This window comes from Gordonia sp. NPDC003504 (assembly GCF_053587995.1).
Window position 1 is genome coordinate 159712 of record NZ_JBSFPC010000005.1, and the last position, 17733, is coordinate 177444.

Consider the following 17733-nt stretch of genomic DNA (forward strand, 5'->3'; position numbering starts at 1 on the left):
GATGGACCCCGTGACCCATCAGATCGTCATCGATGGCGCGGTCGCCGGAGATGCCGAACGCTCGGTGGACTGCACCGAGGATCAGACGCTGCTCGACGCCTTTCTCCGCAACGGTGTCTACCTGCCCAACTCCTGCAATCAGGGCACCTGCGGACCTGCAAGGTGCGACTGTGCACCGGGAGCGTCGACACGCCTGACATCCCCGACACCGTCCTCGGAGCCGACGACCGGGCCGCCGGCCACGTTCTCGCGTGCCAGTCGCGGCCACGGTCGGCCGCCCGGATCGTCGTGGACACCGCAAGCGTTTCCGGTCCGGCACACCGTCTTCGCGATGTGGACGGCACCGTCACGGCACTGCGGCGCGTCGCCGAGGACACCGTGGCGATGCATCTGGAACTCGATGAGCCGCTGGAGTTCTCGGCCGGACAGTACGTCGAGGTGGAGATTCCGGGGACAGGTCATCGACGCCAGTATTCGATGGCCAACACACCATCGGAGAACTCGACGCTGGAGTTCCACATCCGGCGGGTGCCGGGCGGCGCGGCCACCGACAACTGGATCTTCGCCGAGCTGGCGGTGGACCATCGCGTCCGGGTACGCGGCCCGTGTGGTGACTTCGTCCACGACGACGCCACCGATGCACCGTTGGTCCTGGTGGCCGGCGGCACCGGGCTCGCACCCTTGAAAGCGATTGCGCGGCAAGCACTCACGATCAACCCCGACCACGAGATACATGTGTATCACGGCGTTCGCCACCAGGGGGATCTCTACGACCTGGACTTTTGGGCGGAACTCACGCGGAACCATCCGCACGTGAGGTTCACGCCGTGTCTGAGTCGCGAGGAGTGGGACGGTCGGCGTGGCTACGTGGGAGATGCACTGCTCGAGGACTTCGCATCGCTGCGGGGATATGTCGGTTACCTGTGTGGGCCGCCGGCGATGGTCGACGCGACGGTCAAGGCGTGCAAGCGCCGCCGGATGGCCGGACGAAACATCAACCGAGAGCGGTACTCCGCTGCCGCCACCACCCCCGAGTCGACGGAACTCACCGCCTGATCCGTGACGCTCGCTACCCTGACACCGTGGATGTACTACGCAGCGTCATAGTCCTGGTGCACATCATCGGCTTCGCCGTGACCTTCGGCGCGCTGGTCGCCGAGGCCGCGGCACGCCGGTTCCGCTTCACCCGCGTGATGGATCACGGACTGCTGGTGTCGCTGCTGACCGGCATTGCCCTGGCCGCACCGTGGCCCGCGGACTTCGAGCCGAATTACCCGAAGATCGGCGTCAAGCTGGTCATTCTGCTGATCCTCGGGGGTGTGCTGGGGATGGGCAGCGCACGTCAGCGTCGGACCGGTGAACCCGTTGCACGTGCGCTGTTCGTCCTCGCGATGGTCCTGTCGGCGGGGGCAGCGGCGGTCGCGGTCATCTGGTGAGTGCGCCCGGTCACCACCGCAGGCGGTATCCGGCCCGCACGCCGGCGGTCCCGGCACCGCGGTCGAGCGCCAGAATCAGTACCACAACCGATCCCGGAGATCGGCAGACTACTACCTAAACTCTGGGCGAAGGACAACGCCGACAACACGCCCGCGGTGGTGGCGACCGCGGTGCGGCGGGGCGGTGGTCGTGGCCGCCCCATGATGTCAGCGCATGTGAGGTCAGCGCACGTGAGGTCAGTGCATGTGAGGTCAGTGCCGAACGGTGACCACCCGAGCCGCACCGAACCCGTTGAACGCCGACGCGGTGACCGTCGTGTACGCCCCCATCATCGGGCTGATCACCAATTCACCGGCGGCCATGGGCGGCATCGGATGATCCACGACGATGACGTCGGTGCTGTCACAGGTGGGGCCGGCGAGCACCACCGGCGTGACGGCGTCCACACCGTCGAAGACCTCGGCGCCGGCGAGGATGGCCGGCCAGATCCGTTCGGTGAGGATGTTGGAATACGTGCCGTAGATCCCGTCGTCGAGGAAATGCCACCGCCGACCGGCCCGAGTGGTCGACCCGATCACACTGCTCAGCAGCGTCATCGCCGGGGCGGCCAGCACTCGTCCGGGTTCGGCGATGATCCGGAAGTCGGTACGCCGCGCGCCGAATGCCGCGTCGATCGCCATCGCGAAATCGGCCAGCGAATACGGCAACGCCGCCCGGTAGGCCACCGGGAAACCACCTCCGATGTCGATCGTCGCCATCGACGCACCGGTGGCCGCGGCGACGGCGTCGACGATCTCGAGGGCGGTGCCGATCGCGACCGAGAACGCGGCCGGGTGCACGCATTGGCTGCCGACGTGGAAGCTCACCCCGCCCGGCCGCGCTCCAACGGCCAGGATGCGCTTGACCAGCGCGACCACCTCGTCGGGCGTAACGCCGAACTTGGCGGAGAGATCGAGGTGAGCGGCCGGTATAGCGGCGTCGCCGGTATCCGGCGGCGCGAACCGCACGAGCAGCTCCGGGACGACCGGCAGCGCCGCGAACCGCTCGATCTGTTCCTCGGAATCGACCACGAAGGTCCGGATCCCGGCGGCGACGGCGTACTCGACGTCCGAGCGTGTCAGGTGGGGATTGGTCACGATGCAGCGATCCGGTGCGATGCCCGACGTCACCGCCAGCGTCACCTCCGACCGCGACGCGAGGTCGAATGCCGCCGAATGATCCCGCAACACCGACAACATTTCCCGGTGCGATTGGCACTTCACCGCGAAATGCCAGTCGATGTCGGGCATCAGCGAGCGCAGCTCGCAGATGACGTCGCCGACCGCTGCCGGGTCGAACACCAGCAGCGGGGTACCGTGCTCGGCGACGAGTCGCGACCAGTCGTGGCGAGCGGCGCTATCGGCCAGCGTCCTCACCAGCTGCCGGCGATACCGTGAGTCCATGCGGGTGTCCTTCCGGGGTTGCGTCGTAGCGCACGACGCGAGAACGATTCAGTTCGTAGGAGACAATGGCGCAGGCGTAGAAGATGCTGTCCGACAACAGCTTTCCGATAACCCAGCCGAGCGCGGTCCAGCCGGCCGAACCCGACGACGCCGAGCCGGCCAGCAGCAGCGGCAGCGGCAGCAGATAGTAGGCAAGGGGACGGATGATCATCGAGTCGACGATCTCACCCGACCCGAACTCGATGAGGATGCTGCGCAACGACCATCCGTTCGCGGCGAGGATCCCGACGCCCTGTGCCCGATAGGCACGGATCGCCCGCACATAGTTGGTCGCGTAATAGCCCACCGTGGCACTGATCGTGGCCGCGACCGCGGCCGCCACCAGCGACCCGGTCGCCAGATAGACCAGCGCCGCGCCGCCGAGTTCGGCTGCGGTGCCGATGATCTCGCCGGGTAGATACCGTGTGCACCACTCGAGGGCCTTGTGCCGCCACCTCTGTTCGGACATGGCACAACCGTCGCGGCTGCGAAGGAAAACGGCACGAGTAGGCCGCTACCCGTCCGACGCCGGCCGAAGCCGAGCGCGTCGCATCCACTACCTCATCGGCGCGTCGCGAAAGGTCGGGTACGCCGGTCGGATTACGGTGGTCGTCGTGGCCACGCCCAACCGCACCCGCGCACGCCGATACGCTCGACGCCGCAAACGCCGGATGGATGCCGTCGAGCACGACCTCACCGCGGCGCAGTGGTATCGGCTGACGTCGCTGTGGGACGGGTGTGCCTACTGCGGACAGACGGGGACACCCGTCCAGAAGGATTGCGTGCTGCCCATCTCCCGAGGCGGGCGCTACACGGTGACCAACGTGGTGCCGAGTTGCCGATCCTGTAACGCCGGCAAGTGCAATCTCGAGGTCACCGCCTGGATGCGCCGCAAGCGTCTCGACGAACGCCGGTTCCTGTTGCGCCATGCCGAGATCTGCGCGCTGATCGGCTCCGACGACGAGTGAGGGTTTCACTCACGGAACCCTCATCACCGGAGTCGATGGTGATACTTCTGGCGGCAATACGCCGAGCCCGTGACGAAAAGGAATCTCCATGCAGACCGACCGGCCCGACGCACCGACCCCGGTGAGCACCGAACGACGGCTCAGCGCCGCTCTTGCGTTGATCGCCGGTGCCGCCCTCATCGTCGTCACCGCGCTGTTCCTGATCCACCACGGGGTGTACCTGGTGTTCGGACTCCTAGGTCTGGGGATCGCCGCCACGGGCGCGTGGTTCGCGATCACCGAGCGCGACCGGCGAAGGATCATCGGTTCGTCCGTGGCGATCATCGGGTTGGCGATCGTCATCCTCGCCTTGGTGCTCGCCATCGTCGACACCGGACGGTTCGTCATCACGATCATCGTCCTGGTCGGGCTTTTCGCGGTGGCCACCGGCTGTGCCCGGCACGCACTGACACCACATCTGCACGAACTCGACCGGCTGCACCAACCGTTGCGGCCACGCCATCCGGTGCTGATCTGCAATCCCAAGTCCGGCGGCGGCAAGGTCGAACGTTTCGGCCTCGTCGAGCACGCACGGGATCTGGGTGTGGAAACGATCGTCCTGGCGCCGGGCGACGATCTCGAACAACTCGCCCGTGATGCGATCGCCCGGGGTGCCGATTGTCTGGGGATGGCCGGTGGCGACGGTTCACAGGCGCTGGTGTGCTCGGTGGCCGTCGAACACGACGTCCCGTTCGTGTGCGTGAGCGCGGGAACACGCAATCACTTCGCCCTCGATCTCGGCCTGGACCGGCTCGATCCACGCACGAACCTGACGGCGTTCGTCGACGGGGTGCAACGACACGTCGACTACGCGACGGTCAACGACCGCGTCTTCGTCAACAACGTCTCCCTCGGCGTGTACGCCGCGATCGTGCAGCAGGACTCGTATCGCAACGAGAAGGCCCAGACCACCGCGGCCATGCTGCCCGAACTGCTCGGCAGCACGGCGCAACCCTTCGATCTGCAGTTCCGGACCCCGGACGGCCGTGACATCGACGGGTCCTTCCTGATCCTGGTGTCCAACAATCCGTATTCGGGTGCGCTGTTCGACGCCGGGAGTCGCCGGCGGATGGACACCGGCACCCTCGGGGTGGTCGCCGTCTCGGCACAGACCGGCGCCGACGCCGCCCGACTGGTCGCATTGTCGGCGGTGGGCCTGCGCAAGACCAGCCCGGCGTGGCACGAGTTCACCACCGACGAGTTCGAGGTGCGCTCCCGAGGCGGCCAGGCGTATGCGGGAATCGACGGCGAGGCACTCGATCTCGCCACGCCCCTGGTATTCCGGAGTCATCACCGCGGTCTGCGACTGTTGGTGCCCGCCGACAATCCGCTGGCCGAGTCGCGTCGGCGCGCCCGTAACGTGGATCTGCGGGCGATCGTCCAGATCGCGCTGCAGCACAGCACCGTTCGCTGATCCGCCTCAATCGACCGGGCGCGCGGACCGGGCCGCGAAGACGGGGTAGTCCGCGCTGATCGACTCAAAGTCGGCGACGGGTTGTGTGTAGGCCACCGGTATGTGAGTACGGGCTCCGGGAACCTGCCGAAGGTACTCCCGGAGCAGGGGTGGGCGCGCCGCGACCGGAACCTCCACCAGGTGCACCCGGCGTCGCCCGCGTCTCTCGATGATCGCGTCACCGTTGTTGGCGCGGACGTTGCGCACCCAGTTGCAGTCGTTGCCCAGCATCGCGCCCAGATAGTCCTGCCCGTCGACGGTGGCCATTCCGAGAGGAAACCGGGTGGGATTCCCGGTCTTTCGGCCGGGCACCTCCAGCGTCACCCAGCGCCTGCCCGGCATGATGCCCTTGCCGAACGCCCACGCCCAGACCCGGGCGAACCGTCGTGCGGTGGCATTGCCCTTGCCGCCGGCATACATCGCGCGCAACGCGTCGCCGCGGCGGGTGACGAGCGCGCGGACCGCCCGGTCGAACGTCATACCGCCGAGTGTAGTGCGCCGGTGTGGACCGGCCCGCGTATCCGATAGCCTCCCCATGGTGGCCCTGTCTGCTCCCCTGCCGGTCCGCGACGGTGTCGGTCCCACGCGCCTGCGCGTCCCGACGTCGGGACCGTGGTCGACGGTCGCCGACTTCGTCGTCGAGCGGTTCGACCACCTCGACCCCGACGACCTTCGCCGACGATTCGACGCCGGCGAGATCGTCGACGACGACGGAACGCCGATCACACGCGAGACCCCGCTGGGCACAATCGAATTCCTCTGGTACTACCGACAACTTCCGGCCGAGGAGCCGGTGCCATTTCACGAGGAGATCCTGTATGTCGACGACGACCTCGTCGTCATCGACAAACCACACTTCCTGCCGACCACACCGGGCGGCCGCTTCCTTCGGGAGTCGGCCCTCGTCCGACTGCGCACCCGCCTCGACAACCCCGACGTGACGCCCATCCATCGGCTCGATCGTGCGACGGCCGGGCTGGTGATGTTCTCGGCCCGGCCGGCGTCGCGCGGCGCCTACCAGTCGCTGTTTGAGAAGAGGGAAGTCACCAAGGTCTACGAGGCGGTCTCGGGGCGGCCGGCCGCCTGGGATGCCGACGCGCAGATCCCGGCGCGATACGCCACTCCGTTCGCGTACCGCAACCACATCTGTTCGCGCCGTGGGGAACTGCGGGTGATCGTCGACGACACACGAGAACCCAACGCGGAGACGCTGATCGAGGTGCACGGTACCGGTACCAGCGCCTCGGGACGGACCGTCGTACACACGAGGCTGCGGCCCCACACCGGACGCATGCATCAGTTGCGCGTCCACCTCGCCGCTCTCGATCTGGGCATCCTCGGCGACCGCTGGTATCCCGACCTGCAACCCGAGGAGCCCGACGATCATCGGCTGCCCCTCCAATTACTGGCCCGCGAACTGGGTTTCACCGATCCACTGACCGGACGACGACGCCGGTTCGTCACCCGCCGGACGCTGAGCGAGGTGCCCGTGCGACACGGCTGAGCCGATGGGTCGTTCATGCCAGGTGACGAATCGTCGATACTGAGAGTCCGTCAGCAGCGCACCGCGGGCGGTCGTGACCGCCGGTCGACGTCGGTCGTGATCGTCACCCACCGAGTGAGAAAGGGGGACGTGTGAGCGTCGTCGCCATCTATCTGGTCGTCACCTTCGGACTGGGCGGCCTCGCCCTCGCGATCCGCCTGCCGCCGCTCGTCGGTTTCCTGGCCGCCGGATTCGTACTCAACGCGGTGCACGTCGAACATCTCTCGGGATTGGACACCCTCGCCGATCTCGGCGTCACCCTGCTCCTGTTCGCCATCGGTCTCAAGCTCAACGTGCGCATCCTGTTGCGCCGGGAGGTGTGGCTGACCACCTCGATCCACATGCTGGTCAGCGTCGTCATCGGGGGTGCGTTCCTGTGGCTGGCCGCGGTCGTCGGCGTGACGATGCTCTCCGGCGCGAGCCTGACGACCATCGCACTGTTGAGTTTTGCGTTGTCGTTCTCCAGCACGGTGTTCGTCGTCAAGATCCTCGACGAACGCGGCGAATCGCACTCGCTGTACGGGCGTGTCTGCATCGGCATCCTCGTGATGCAGGACCTCATCGCCGTCATCTTCCTGACGGCCACCAGCGGTCACGCGCCCAGCCCGTGGGCACTGACGCTGGTGGCTCTGTGGCCGGTCACCCTGCTCGCCCGTCGGATCTGGGGCGGCCTGGGCCACGGTGAGATGCAGTCACTGTTCGGGATCGTCATGGCTTTGGTGCCCGGCTACGTGTGGTTTTCCTCGGTTGGGCTCAAGGGCGATCTCGGGGCGCTCATCGTCGGTGTCCTGCTCGCCTCGCACCCGGCCGCCACCGAACTGTCCCGGTCGCTGTTCCACATCAAGGAACTGCTGCTGGTGGCGTTCTTCGTGTCGATCGGCCTGACCGGTCTCCCCGATGCACCCACCATCGGTGTCGCGTTGCTGATGATGCTGCTGCTGCCCATGAAGGCGATCGGATACACCGCACTGCTGGCCGTGCTGAAGCTGAGGTATCGCACCGCGATTCTGGCCGGGCTGGGGTTGATGAACTATTCGGAGTTCGGCCTGATCGTGGTGTCCGTCGGGGTGAGTGCCGGACTGCTGACCCAGGCCTGGCTGGTCGAGTTGTCCATCGCCGTCGCGTTGAGCTTCGTCATCTCCGCGCTGGTCAACGGGCGCGCGAATGCGCTGGCGGAGAAGATCGTGGCGCGTCTGCCCGACCAGGACGAACACACTCTGCAGCCAGAGGAACGGCCCGGCGACGCCGGCGACGCCGAGGTCGTCGTCATCGGCATGGGTCGCGTCGGATTTGCCGCCTACCAGCGCCTGACCGAACAGCACCGCTTACGCGTGGTCGGCGTCGATTACGACGGCAGCCGGATTCAGCGACTCTCCGATCGCCGAATCCGGGTCATCGAGGCCGACGGCACCGACCTGGACTTCTGGATCCGGCTACGTCATTCGGACTCGGTCCGGTACGCGGTGCTGGCCATGCCCAGTCACAGCGCCAATGTGGTCGCACTCGAGTGCCTGCGAAAGTCCGGTTTCAGTGGTCGCATCGCGTCGGCTGCTCGATACGAGGACGAAGTGCAATGGGCCAAGGATCACGGCGTCGACATCGCGTTCAACGTGTACTCGGGTGCCGGCCTGGAACTGGCGGATCAGGTGGGTCGCAGTGCCACGGAGCCGCCACCTGCCCCGCCTCCACCCGACCCCGCACCCGACACCGACCGGTGATCACGCCGGTTCTCGCATCACCCCGGCATGTCGCACGATGCCCGACACCTCCGGCAGTACCGACGGGGCGGTCCAGGTCCGCATCCCGTCGCCGCTGTCGGAGTAGAGATACTTCCCGGCCTTGTAGGAGTCCAGGTAGATGCGCCAGGTTCCGTTCGGCAACTGGACAACCTCGGGGCCTTCCACGAAGGTTCCCCAATTGCCGGGCGTCACAAAGGAATACGGACCGATCAGCGACGACGACACGGCGTGTTGGACGAATTTGTGCGTCTCGTTCTTGGTGAATGCGTGATAGGTCGATCCCACCTTGACGATGGTGGTGTCGATGTGGTCGGCGCCGATGCCGAGGATCGGGACGGGCGCACTCCACGATCGCAACGACGAGTCGTTGGCGGTCATCAGGTAGGGCACGAAGCCACCGCCGGTCGACATCGACAGGATGACGTGGACCCGCCCACCGTCGACGAACCAGTCGGGCGCCCACGCCTTGGTGGTGAACGGCGAGAGCGACGGGATGTCGACCGACCCCGCCGACCCGAGCGACCCCGTGCCATCTCCCGTTCCGGGAAGCAGAAAGCAGCACAGCGGGACCGGGTGGTTCTGCAGGAATGTCCAGTTGATGCGGTCTTTGCTGCGCGCGAACCCGATGTTCGCCCCGTCGGCCGTCGTGTAGGTGACGTAGTACCACCCGTCGGAATGGCGGAAGATGCTCGGATCGCGCACGCTGCCGGCCGGAGGGGTGAACGCGTCCTTCTTGAGTACGTGATACGTGGTGCCGTCCGACGATTCGTAGACGTCCATGGCGCGGTCGCTGGCGTTGCTGAACGCCACCATCGTGTAGCGCCACCCGGCTGGCGGTGCCGCCGCACCGACTCCGGGCACCGCGATCAGCAGCGCGGCGACGGTCAGCAACGCCACCGACGCGATGGACAGCATGGTTCGAGCGGGAAACCTCACCGGAGCAGTATCGGTGAGGACCGGCCCACCGCGCATCACTTCGGCCTCGGACGCACCACATCGTTATGCGCGACGGCGCCGGCCCGAGATGTCAGCCCTTGGTCAGATCCTGGGCGAGCATGACGAGAATGCCGCTCGGGCCGCGCAAGTAGGTGAGCTTGTAGACGTCGTTGTAGGTGGCGACGCCACGCAGTGGATGGCACCCGTGCCCGGCCGCCACCTCGAGGGCCGCATCGATGTCGTCGACGGAGAAGGCGACGCGGTGCATGCCGATCTCGTGGGGAAGGGTGGGTGACGTGGCGATCGCCTCGGGGTGGATGTATTCGAAGAGCTCGATGCGGCCGTGCCCGTCCGGGGTCTGCAGCATCGCGATCTTGGCGTGATTGCCGTCGAGTCCCACGGCGGTGTCGGCCCACTCGCAGCTGACGGTGTCCCGCCCGACGACGGTGAGGCCGAGGTCGGTGAAGAAGGCGATCGCGGCGTCGAGATCTTCCACTGCGATACCGACGTTCTCGAGTGTGATGGCCATGGGCGACACCCTACTGCGGAGCAAGATTCCTTCCCCTGCCTTCGGCAGTCGTCGGCTCAGTTCTTTCGGGTTTGCGCCGCGTGACCAACGGCCAGAACCGGCGCGCCGGATCCCGCAGATTCACCGGTCTGCGATCTCCTCAATCCGAGCACCCCTCGCCTGATAGGTGGTTCCCACCCGCGCATTTCGCGTGACCACCGACGGCGTCAGTTGCCGAGCCTCGACCAGGTGCAGCAACTCCACATGAGTGAGAACGGGAAATCGGTCACGCAGAATCTGTGTCACTCGGTGAGGCCACTGGACGTGCCGAGTTCGCTTTCAAGGTCGGTCAGTCCAGCGATGCCCTCGATCATCGCAGCCTGCTGCTTCGAGGCGATGAGCCTGCGCAACGCGAGGTCGATCACGGCCCGGTTCGAGCGCTCACCCGCGAGGGCTCGGGCACGCTCGACACTCAACTACACGTTGAACCGGAACTCCACCACGTCACCATCGGCCATGACGTAGTCCTTGCCCTCCATGCGCACCTTGCCCGCGGCCTTGGCCGCGGCCATCGAGCCCGCGGCATCGAGGTCGTCGAAGGAGACGATCTCGGCCTTGATGAAGCCCTTTTCGAAGTCGGTGTGGATGACGCCGGCCGCCTTGGGGGCGGTGTCACCCTGGTGAATTGTCCACGCGCGGGACTCTTTTGGACCGGCGGTGAGGTAGGTCTGCAGTCCGAGGGTGTGGAAACCGGCGCGGGCGAGCGACCGCAGTCCGGGCTCGTCCTGCCCGATCGAGTCGAGCAGTTCCTGCGCGTCCTCCTCGTCGAGTTCGAGGAGTTCGCTTTCCACCTTGGCGTCGAGGAACACCGCATCCGCCGGCGCCACAGTCTCGCGCAGCTGCGCCTTCTTCGCGTCGTCGGTGAGGACCGACTCGTCGGCGTTGAAGACGTAAAGGAAAGGCTTGGCCGTCATCAGGTGCAGTTCGCGCACCGACCCGAGGTCAAACGAACCCTTCTGCGAGAACAGGGTTTTGCCGCTGTCGAGGAGTTCCTGCGCCTGATTGGCGGCGGCGAGGGTCTCGGCGAGGTCCTTGTTCTTGCGCGACTCCTTCTCCAGCCGCGGGATCGCCTTCTCCAGGGTCTGCATGTCGGCGAGGATCAACTCGGTCTCGATGACCTCGATGTCGGCGAGCGGATCGACGCGACCGTCGACGTGCACCACGTCGTCGTCGGCGAACACGCGCACCACCTGACAGATCGCGTCTGCCTCGCGGATGTTGGCCAGGAACTGGTTGCCCATCCCCTCCCCCTCGGAGGCACCCTTCACGATGCCGGCGATGTCGACGAAGGACACCGTCGCGGGCAAGATGCGCTCGCTGCCGAAGATCTCGGCGAGCCGGCCCAGCCGGGCGTCGGGCAGCTCGACCACACCGATGTTGGGCTCGATGGTCGCGAACGGGTAGTTCGCGGCCAGCACGTCGTTGCGGGTCAGCGCGTTGAACAGGGTGGACTTGCCGACGTTGGGCAATCCGACGATACCGAGGGTAAGACTCACGGGCGATCAGTCTATCCGCCGCGGGCCGGCGGTAGGCCGCGCCCTCACCTCAGGTGGCCGCCGCGCCGGACGGTTCCGGGTCATCGACGGGATCGGCGTCATCGCCGCCGCCGCCGTCGTCATCCCCGTCGCCCGGCTCCCCCGACGGCGGCAGGGCCTCCCCGGCACGCAGGGCGATCTGCTCGTTGAGGTAACGCAGGATCACCGCGATCGTCGCCGCGGCCGGCACCGCGAGGAACGCGCCGGTGATGCCGAACAGGCTGCCGCCGAGCGTGACCGCGAGCAGCACGATCACCGCATGCAGATCCATCGACTTCGCCTGCAGCCATGGTTGCAGGACATTTCCCTCGAGTTGCTGCACGGCGATGATGATCGCGAGCACGATCAGCGCGGTGGTGAATCCATTGGAGACCAGCGCGATGAGCACCGCGAGGGCCCCGGCGACGAACGCACCGACGATCGGGATGAACCCGCCGAGGAAGGTGATCACGATCAGCACACCGGCCAGCGGCACCTGCAGGACGAGCAGGCCGATACCGATCAGGGAGGCGTCGACGAAGCTGACGATCGCCTGGGTCCGGATGAAACCTCCGAGCGCATTCCACATGCGCTGCAACACTTCCCCGATGTGCGCACCGGCCGGGTGGCCGACCGTCCGACGAAGCCACGGCACGAACTTCGGGCCGTCCTTGAGGAAGAAGAACACCAGCACGATCGTGGTGAACACGGTCACCAGCATCGACGTCGCGGTGCCCACACCGGTGAACACACCGGCCGCGATGGTGCTCGCACTCGACTTCACCTTGCTGGTGATCGCGGCCACTGCGTCGTTGAGTTGCTCGTCGCGCACATTGAACGGCGGCCCCTGCACCCACTCCTGCAGTTCGTGGACCCCCTTCACGGCGCCGTCGGCAAGCTGCGGCGACTGATCGACGATCGACGGCACGATCACCGCGATGACCCCCGCGAGCACACCGATCCCCACCAGCATCATCACCAATGAGGCCGCGGCCGCCGGGACGTGGCGGTCACGCATCCATCGCACCGGCGGCCACAGCAACGTACAGACGATGATCGCGAGCAGGACCGGCAACAAAACCACCCAGGCGCGGCCGACCACCCACATCAGCACGGCGAAGGCGGCGACGACGATGACGAATTGCGCTCCGACGACGGCGGATGACCGCAGTCCGTTGAGCAGCACCCGCAGCCGCGTGGGTGGGGTCGGGTTCTCGGGCGGTCCGTCCGGGGTCGCGTCGCCAGTTGCGGTCACGCGTCGATCCTCACATACCCGGCACACGCGGGCACGCGGGTGTCTCAGCGACGACGAACGAGCCGCATGAAAAACGCGCCGAGCGCGTCGAACGCCAGGAGTTCGGCCTCCAGGGCGGTGATGGCGGGTTCGGCCCGGTCCACCGGCGGCGGCTCGGGCCGGGTCCGCGCGCGCCCGCGTTCACATTCCGCGGCGACGGTATCCGGGCCGTACAGGCCGCGCATGATGTCCAGTGCCCACTCGGGGAAGTCGTGCAGGTCCATGTGTGCGCCCCGAACCTGTCGGACGCCGCGAGAGTACGTGCCCATGCGCACATCGTGACATGAAATATGATCTACGTCACCCGAATCGGTGAACTGATTGAGCACGGAGAGCTGTCGTGCGGCCGTGTCCGATTCCCGCCAGATTTCTCCGGTTCGGGAATGCCAGAGTGGAGGGGTGACGACGACCGACCTGGATTTCGACAGCTGCTACCGCGCACTGTGCGCACGCGATGCGCGCTTCGACGGCCAGTTCTTCGTCACCGTCCGCACCACCGGGATCTACTGCCGGCCATCGTGCCCGGCGCAAACCCCCCGGGCACACAACGTGGACTTCGTGGTGACCGCGGCGAGCGCGGTGGCCCGCGGTTTCCGTGCCTGCCGACGCTGCCTGCCCGATGCGGTACCCGGATCACCCCGATGGAATCTCGGCGAGGATCTGTCGGCACGCGCGATGCGACTGATCGGCGACGGCATCATCGAACGCGAGGGGGTCGACGGCCTGGCCGCCCGACTGGGCTATTCACCACGCCATGTCACCCGGGTACTCACGACCGAGTTGGGTGCGGGTCCACTCGCCCTGGCACGCGCGCACCGCGCGGCCAATGCCCGGGTCCTCATCCAGTGCACCGACCTGCCCATGGCCGACGTCGCCTTCGCCGCCGGGTTCAGCAGCGTGCGTCAGTTCAACGACACCATCCGCGAGGTGTTCGCGTCGACGCCGCGGGCACTGCGCAGTCTGCGTCCGGGGCAGTCGGGCACCGGGTCGGCGTCGGGGGTGTCGGCGTCAGGGGTGTCGGCGTCGGGGGTGTCGGCGTCGGGGGTGTCACTGCGGCTGGCTTTCCGGGAGCCCTTCGATCCCGCCTGGTTCCGGTGGTATCTGGGGGCACACGCCGTCGACGGACTCGAGCATCTCGACGTCGACGCCGACGGCGGCTGGACCCATCGCCGGGTGCTGACCCTGCCCCATGGGCCCGCACTCGCCGAGATACGGCCTGCGACAGGGTTTCTGCGCGTCGTCCTCGATCATCTGGACCTGCGCGATCTCGGCGTCGCCGTCAACCGGGTGCGGCGGATGTTCGATCTCGACGCCGACATCGTGGCCGCCACCGACGTCCTCGCCGACGATCCGGCCATGGCGCCGCTGGTGGCCGCCGCACCCGGCATTCGGGTTCCCGGAACCGACGACGGCGCACAGACCCTCATCCGCACCATGATCGGCCAGCAGATCAGTGTGAAGGCGGCGCGTGCGCACATCACCCGCCTGGTCGAGGCGCTCGGCGAGCCCACCGGATGGGCGGACGGTTCGTGGCGGCAGTTCCCCACGCCCACCGCCATCGCCGAACACGGCACCGAGGTGCTGCGCGGTCCGGGCCGTCGGATCGACGCGGTCGTCCACGCCGCGCGGGCGATTGCCGAAAATTGGGTGGAACCGAATGCGGGGGCCGCTGCGTCAGATCTACGTGCGCACCTCCTCGAGCTTCCCGGTGTCGGTCCGTGGACCGCCGACTACGTCACCATGCAGGTCACCGGCAACCCCGACATCCTGCTCCGCCACGACCTCGTGATCCGGCACGCCGCCGACGATCTCGGTCTCGACCTCGACGATCACGTCCGGTGGGCGCCCTGGCGGTCGTATGCGTCCATGCATCTGTGGCGCCATCGCCTGCTGCCCCGATCACCCGCACCCGACACACCGTCACCGAGCGTGTCGACGCCACCGCCCCCGCTGCTCTCCACCATATTCCCCGAAATGACAGGACATCCCCGATGACGATCACCGCACCCGACAGCTCCGACACCACCGACGCGGCGCCCACGGCCGGCTGGACGACGGTGTCCACCCCCGACGGACCGTTCACCGTCGTCGTGAACGATTCCGGCACTGTTCTGGCGTCCGGCTGGACGTCGGAACCCGAATACCTCCTCCAACTTGTCCATCGTGACCTTCGGCCGGCCGACATCGGCCGGTCCGCCGGCCTGTCGGCGATCGGTGAGGTCGTCGACGCGTACTACGCGGGTGAGCACGACGCACCGCAGTCGGTCCCGGTGTTCCAGCATGGTGGACCGTTCCTCGAGAAGTCCTGGACCGCCCTGCGCACCGTGCGTGCCGGCGCCCCGGTCACCTACTCCGATCTGGCCGGGCTCGCCGGCGAACCGGCCGCGATACGCGCCGCGGCCACGTCGTGCGCCCGCAACGCGGCGGCGTTGTTCGTCCCCTGTCATCGAGTGCTGCGCCGTGACGGCAAACTCGGCGGTTTCCGCTACGGGGTGGAGCTCAAGCAGCGGCTGATCGACCGCGAGGCCACCACGCCCACGAACTGACGTCGACGAGGTGCTGCTCGTGGTCGGCGATTCAGTCGGCGATTTCAGTCGGCGATTTCTGTCGGTGGCATCCGACAGGATCGTGGCCATGACATCCACCCTCGTCGCTCTCGTCATCGGACTCGCCGTCGGCGTCGCACTCGGCGTGGTGCTCGGTTGGCTCGCATGCACCGGACGATCCGCCGGTGCCGTCGCCGCGGCGCGCGCCGAGGCCAAGGCGTTGCGGTCGTCGCAGGATCTCGTCGGCCAGTCCCTGGCCGCGGCCTCCGAGGACGCCGCGCGGCGGCAGTCGGCCGCGATCGGCGCGCAACTGACCCACATCGTCGAACCACTGCATTCGCTGGTCGGGCAGATGGGAGACGAGCTCCGTCGCGTCGAGCGCGACCGGACCAGCGCCTACGCGGGACTCAGCGAGCAGGTGCGTGGGATGCATGTGGCGTCGATGCGTCTCGGTGATCAGACCCAGGCGCTGGCCACCGCGCTGCACACCCCGCACCTGCGCGGCCGGTGGGGCGAGGTGGCGCTCGAGCGGGTGGTGGAACTTGCCGGCATGACCCGGCACTGTGATTTCGACACGCAGGTTTCGGTGCGATCGACGCTGACCGGGGATCTGCGCCCGGACATGGTCGTCCACCTCGCCGGGGGCCGCGACATCGTCGTCGACGCGAAGGTGCCGCTGCAGGCCTACCTACAGGCCGCCGACTGCGATGATCCCGAGATGCGTCGGGATCTGCTGTCCGATCATGCGCGGGCGGTTCGGTCGCACATCTCGGCGTTGTCGTCGAAGGCGTACTGGTCGGCCTTCGACCAGTCACCGGAACTCGTCGTGCTGTTCGTGCCCGCCGACGGCGTGCTCGAGTGGGCGGCCCGCGCCGACCCGACACTCATCGAATTCGGCATCACCAAGAATGTGGTCCTGACCACCCCGTCGAGCCTGGTGTCGTTGTTGCGAACCGTCGCCCTCGGGTGGCGTCACGACGCGATGGCCCGCGACGCGGCGGTGATCCACGAGCTCGGCGTCGAACTGCATCACCGACTCGAGACCGTCCTCGGCCACCTCGATCGGGTGGGCGTGGGCCTTCGTCGAGCCGTCGAGGCGTACAACTCGACCGTGGGGGCACTGGATTCGCGCGTGGGTGTGACGGCCCGCCGACTCGCCTCCCTCGAGGCGCTCGGCGACCTGCCCGAGCCGACGGCACCACGTCATGTCGACGATCCCATCCGCACCGCGAGTCGGACACACGGCGTCGGCATCGATACCTGACGGATCACCACGACACGTCGGTTGCCGGGAAAGCAGCCCACAACCGGTACCGTCTAGGGGTGCCCTTTCCGCAACGAAGCTCCTCCGCGGTACCACTGGATCAGCAGTCGGTGCTGCCGACCGTCCGTGGTGTGCCCTGGTGGGGCGCCGTCCTCATTGCGACGATCCTGACCGCGATCGGTGCCGTCATCGACGCGAAGAACAATGACAGCCTGGGTGCGACCTTCAACTTCTGTCTGCTCGTCGGTTGCTGCCTCGCTGCGCTGGCGGTGCGTCGCCGCGCGCTGTTCACCGCAGCGGCTCAGCCTCCGCTGATCGCCTTCGTCGTCGGCATGCTCGCGCTCTACGGACTCAACGCCGACGATTCGTCGGGTCTGCGGTCGCTGGTGCTCAAGGTGCTGCTACCGATCGCCGCGAACTTCCCCTGGATGGCCATCACCTTCGTGGTGACGTTGATCCTGGTGCTGCTGCGGTGGTACCTGACGCGTCCCGCCTCCACACCGACCCCGACCACGGCGAAGCGCACACCCACCCGGCGTCGTGCGTCCGGATCGCCGGCGCCCGAGGCCCAGCCCGGTCGCCGAACCCGGGCCCGGGCCGACGCCGCGGGTCAGCAGTCGCCACGCCCGGATACGGTGCGCGCTCAGAAAAGCAGCGCGACACGGGCGTCGCGCGCAGGTGAGCGTCCCCGACGCCGACGCTCCGACGAACCGACCGCGGTTGCCGCCACGGCGAGTCCGTCGACCCGTCGCCCCGCCGGTGAGACGCCGCCGCGCGGGACCGAACGTCCGGTCGCGGCAACCGAATCCGCCGACCCCGGTCGCCGACGTGCCCGATCCGCCGCCGCCGATCTCGATCGATACGAACCCCGGGCCGCCGGCGCGGCGCCCTATCGGACGAGCCGCGAGGGCGGCAACCGCGCCTGAACCCCAGGACACGGTGGCGGTCAGC

18 protein-coding genes and 1 pseudogene are annotated in these 17733 nt (G+C 67.5%); 10 read left to right on the plus strand and 9 right to left on the minus strand.

All coding sequences use genetic code 11. The features are described from left to right. Position 1: 1 nt before the first annotated feature. Positions 2 to 1056: pseudogene (locus ACWDPV_RS11860) on the plus strand (2Fe-2S iron-sulfur cluster-binding protein). A 26-nt stretch (positions 1057 to 1082) separates the two neighbouring features. Continuing rightward, positions 1083 to 1436 carry a Fe-S protein gene (locus tag ACWDPV_RS11865; RefSeq protein WP_449743115.1) on the plus strand — a complete coding sequence of 118 codons (354 nt, stop codon included), beginning with the start codon at positions 1083 to 1085 and terminating at the stop codon, positions 1434 to 1436. A 252-nt stretch (positions 1437 to 1688) separates the two neighbouring features. On the opposite strand, the gene ACWDPV_RS11870 is transcribed toward ACWDPV_RS11865, so the two are convergent. Together ACWDPV_RS11870 and ACWDPV_RS11875 are read right to left on the minus strand one after the other, a co-directional pair. Further along, positions 1689 to 2879, minus strand: a complete 1191-nt coding sequence (locus ACWDPV_RS11870) for a type III PLP-dependent enzyme (protein WP_449743116.1) — start codon at positions 2877 to 2879, stop codon at positions 1689 to 1691. Next, on the minus strand, positions 2833 to 3387 hold the full coding sequence (locus ACWDPV_RS11875) for a hypothetical protein (protein WP_449743117.1): 555 nt from the start codon (positions 3385 to 3387) through the stop codon (positions 2833 to 2835). The genes ACWDPV_RS11870 and ACWDPV_RS11875 overlap by 47 nt, the downstream gene beginning before the upstream one ends. A 145-nt stretch (positions 3388 to 3532) precedes the next feature. Between ACWDPV_RS11875 and ACWDPV_RS11880 the strand changes: the two genes are divergently transcribed. Both ACWDPV_RS11880 and ACWDPV_RS11885 read left to right on the plus strand, forming a co-directional pair. Beyond that, the gene (locus ACWDPV_RS11880) at positions 3533 to 3886 is read left to right on the plus strand and encodes an HNH endonuclease (protein WP_449743118.1); all 354 of its coding nucleotides are present in this window, start codon (positions 3533 to 3535) and stop codon (positions 3884 to 3886) included. Positions 3887 to 3974: 88 nt separating this feature from the next. Further along, complete coding sequence (locus ACWDPV_RS11885; protein WP_449743119.1) at positions 3975 to 5339, plus strand: diacylglycerol/lipid kinase family protein; 1365 nt, start codon at positions 3975 to 3977, stop codon at positions 5337 to 5339. 6 nt (positions 5340 to 5345) lie between these two features. On the opposite strand, the gene ACWDPV_RS11890 is transcribed toward ACWDPV_RS11885, so the two are convergent. After that, positions 5346 to 5858, minus strand: coding sequence for a nitroreductase/quinone reductase family protein (locus tag ACWDPV_RS11890; protein ID WP_449743120.1), 513 nt, complete (start codon positions 5856 to 5858; stop codon positions 5346 to 5348). A gap of 55 nt (positions 5859 to 5913) precedes the next feature. Here ACWDPV_RS11890 and ACWDPV_RS11895 point away from each other — a divergent pair, with 55 nt between their 5' ends. Next, positions 5914 to 6882 carry a pseudouridine synthase gene (locus ACWDPV_RS11895; RefSeq protein ID WP_449743121.1) on the plus strand — a complete coding sequence of 323 codons (969 nt, stop codon included), beginning with the start codon at positions 5914 to 5916 and terminating at the stop codon, positions 6880 to 6882. Positions 6883 to 7013: 131 nt separating this feature from the next. Then, the gene (locus tag ACWDPV_RS11900) at positions 7014 to 8639 is read left to right on the plus strand and encodes a cation:proton antiporter domain-containing protein (RefSeq protein ID WP_449743122.1); all 1626 of its coding nucleotides are present in this window, start codon (positions 7014 to 7016) and stop codon (positions 8637 to 8639) included. Here the strand turns inward: ACWDPV_RS11900 and ACWDPV_RS11905 are convergent, their stop codons facing one another. From ACWDPV_RS11905 to ACWDPV_RS11930, 6 genes are all read right to left on the minus strand, one after another. Continuing rightward, a complete protein-coding gene (locus ACWDPV_RS11905; RefSeq protein WP_449743277.1) occupies positions 8640 to 9575 on the minus strand; it encodes a glycoside hydrolase family 43 protein in 936 nt (311 codons plus the stop codon). Positions 9576 to 9687: 112 nt separating this feature from the next. Then, complete coding sequence (locus ACWDPV_RS11910) at positions 9688 to 10125, minus strand: VOC family protein (protein ID WP_449743123.1); 438 nt, start codon at positions 10123 to 10125, stop codon at positions 9688 to 9690. A 281-nt stretch (positions 10126 to 10406) separates the two neighbouring features. Next, complete coding sequence (locus ACWDPV_RS11915; protein ID WP_449743124.1) at positions 10407 to 10580, minus strand: type II toxin-antitoxin system VapB family antitoxin; 174 nt, start codon at positions 10578 to 10580, stop codon at positions 10407 to 10409. Next, positions 10581 to 11660, minus strand: a complete 1080-nt coding sequence (ychF, locus tag ACWDPV_RS11920) for a redox-regulated ATPase YchF (RefSeq protein ID WP_449743125.1) — start codon at positions 11658 to 11660, stop codon at positions 10581 to 10583. Between the two features lie 49 nt (positions 11661 to 11709). After that, positions 11710 to 12933 carry an AI-2E family transporter gene (locus ACWDPV_RS11925; RefSeq protein WP_449743126.1) on the minus strand — a complete coding sequence of 408 codons (1224 nt, stop codon included), beginning with the start codon at positions 12931 to 12933 and terminating at the stop codon, positions 11710 to 11712. A 44-nt stretch (positions 12934 to 12977) separates the two neighbouring features. Further along, positions 12978 to 13241 (minus strand): hypothetical protein, encoded by a 264-nt coding sequence (locus ACWDPV_RS11930; RefSeq protein WP_449743127.1) that lies wholly within the window; start codon positions 13239 to 13241, stop codon positions 12978 to 12980. Between the two features lie 130 nt (positions 13242 to 13371). Between ACWDPV_RS11930 and ACWDPV_RS11935 the strand changes: the two genes are divergently transcribed. The 4 genes from ACWDPV_RS11935 (at position 13372) to ACWDPV_RS11950 (ending at position 17708) form a co-directional block, all read left to right on the plus strand. After that, positions 13372 to 14967, plus strand: a complete 1596-nt coding sequence (locus ACWDPV_RS11935; RefSeq protein ID WP_449743128.1) for an AlkA N-terminal domain-containing protein — start codon at positions 13372 to 13374, stop codon at positions 14965 to 14967. Beyond that, on the plus strand, positions 14964 to 15518 hold the full coding sequence (locus ACWDPV_RS11940) for a methylated-DNA--[protein]-cysteine S-methyltransferase (RefSeq protein WP_449743129.1): 555 nt from the start codon (positions 14964 to 14966) through the stop codon (positions 15516 to 15518). The genes ACWDPV_RS11935 and ACWDPV_RS11940 overlap by 4 nt, the downstream gene beginning before the upstream one ends. An 88-nt stretch (positions 15519 to 15606) precedes the next feature. After that, positions 15607 to 16782 (plus strand): DNA recombination protein RmuC, encoded by a 1176-nt coding sequence (locus ACWDPV_RS11945; protein ID WP_449743130.1) that lies wholly within the window; start codon positions 15607 to 15609, stop codon positions 16780 to 16782. 59 nt (positions 16783 to 16841) lie between these two features. Next, positions 16842 to 17708 carry a DUF6542 domain-containing protein gene (locus ACWDPV_RS11950; RefSeq protein WP_449743131.1) on the plus strand — a complete coding sequence of 289 codons (867 nt, stop codon included), beginning with the start codon at positions 16842 to 16844 and terminating at the stop codon, positions 17706 to 17708. Positions 17709 to 17733: the final 25 nt, after the last annotated feature.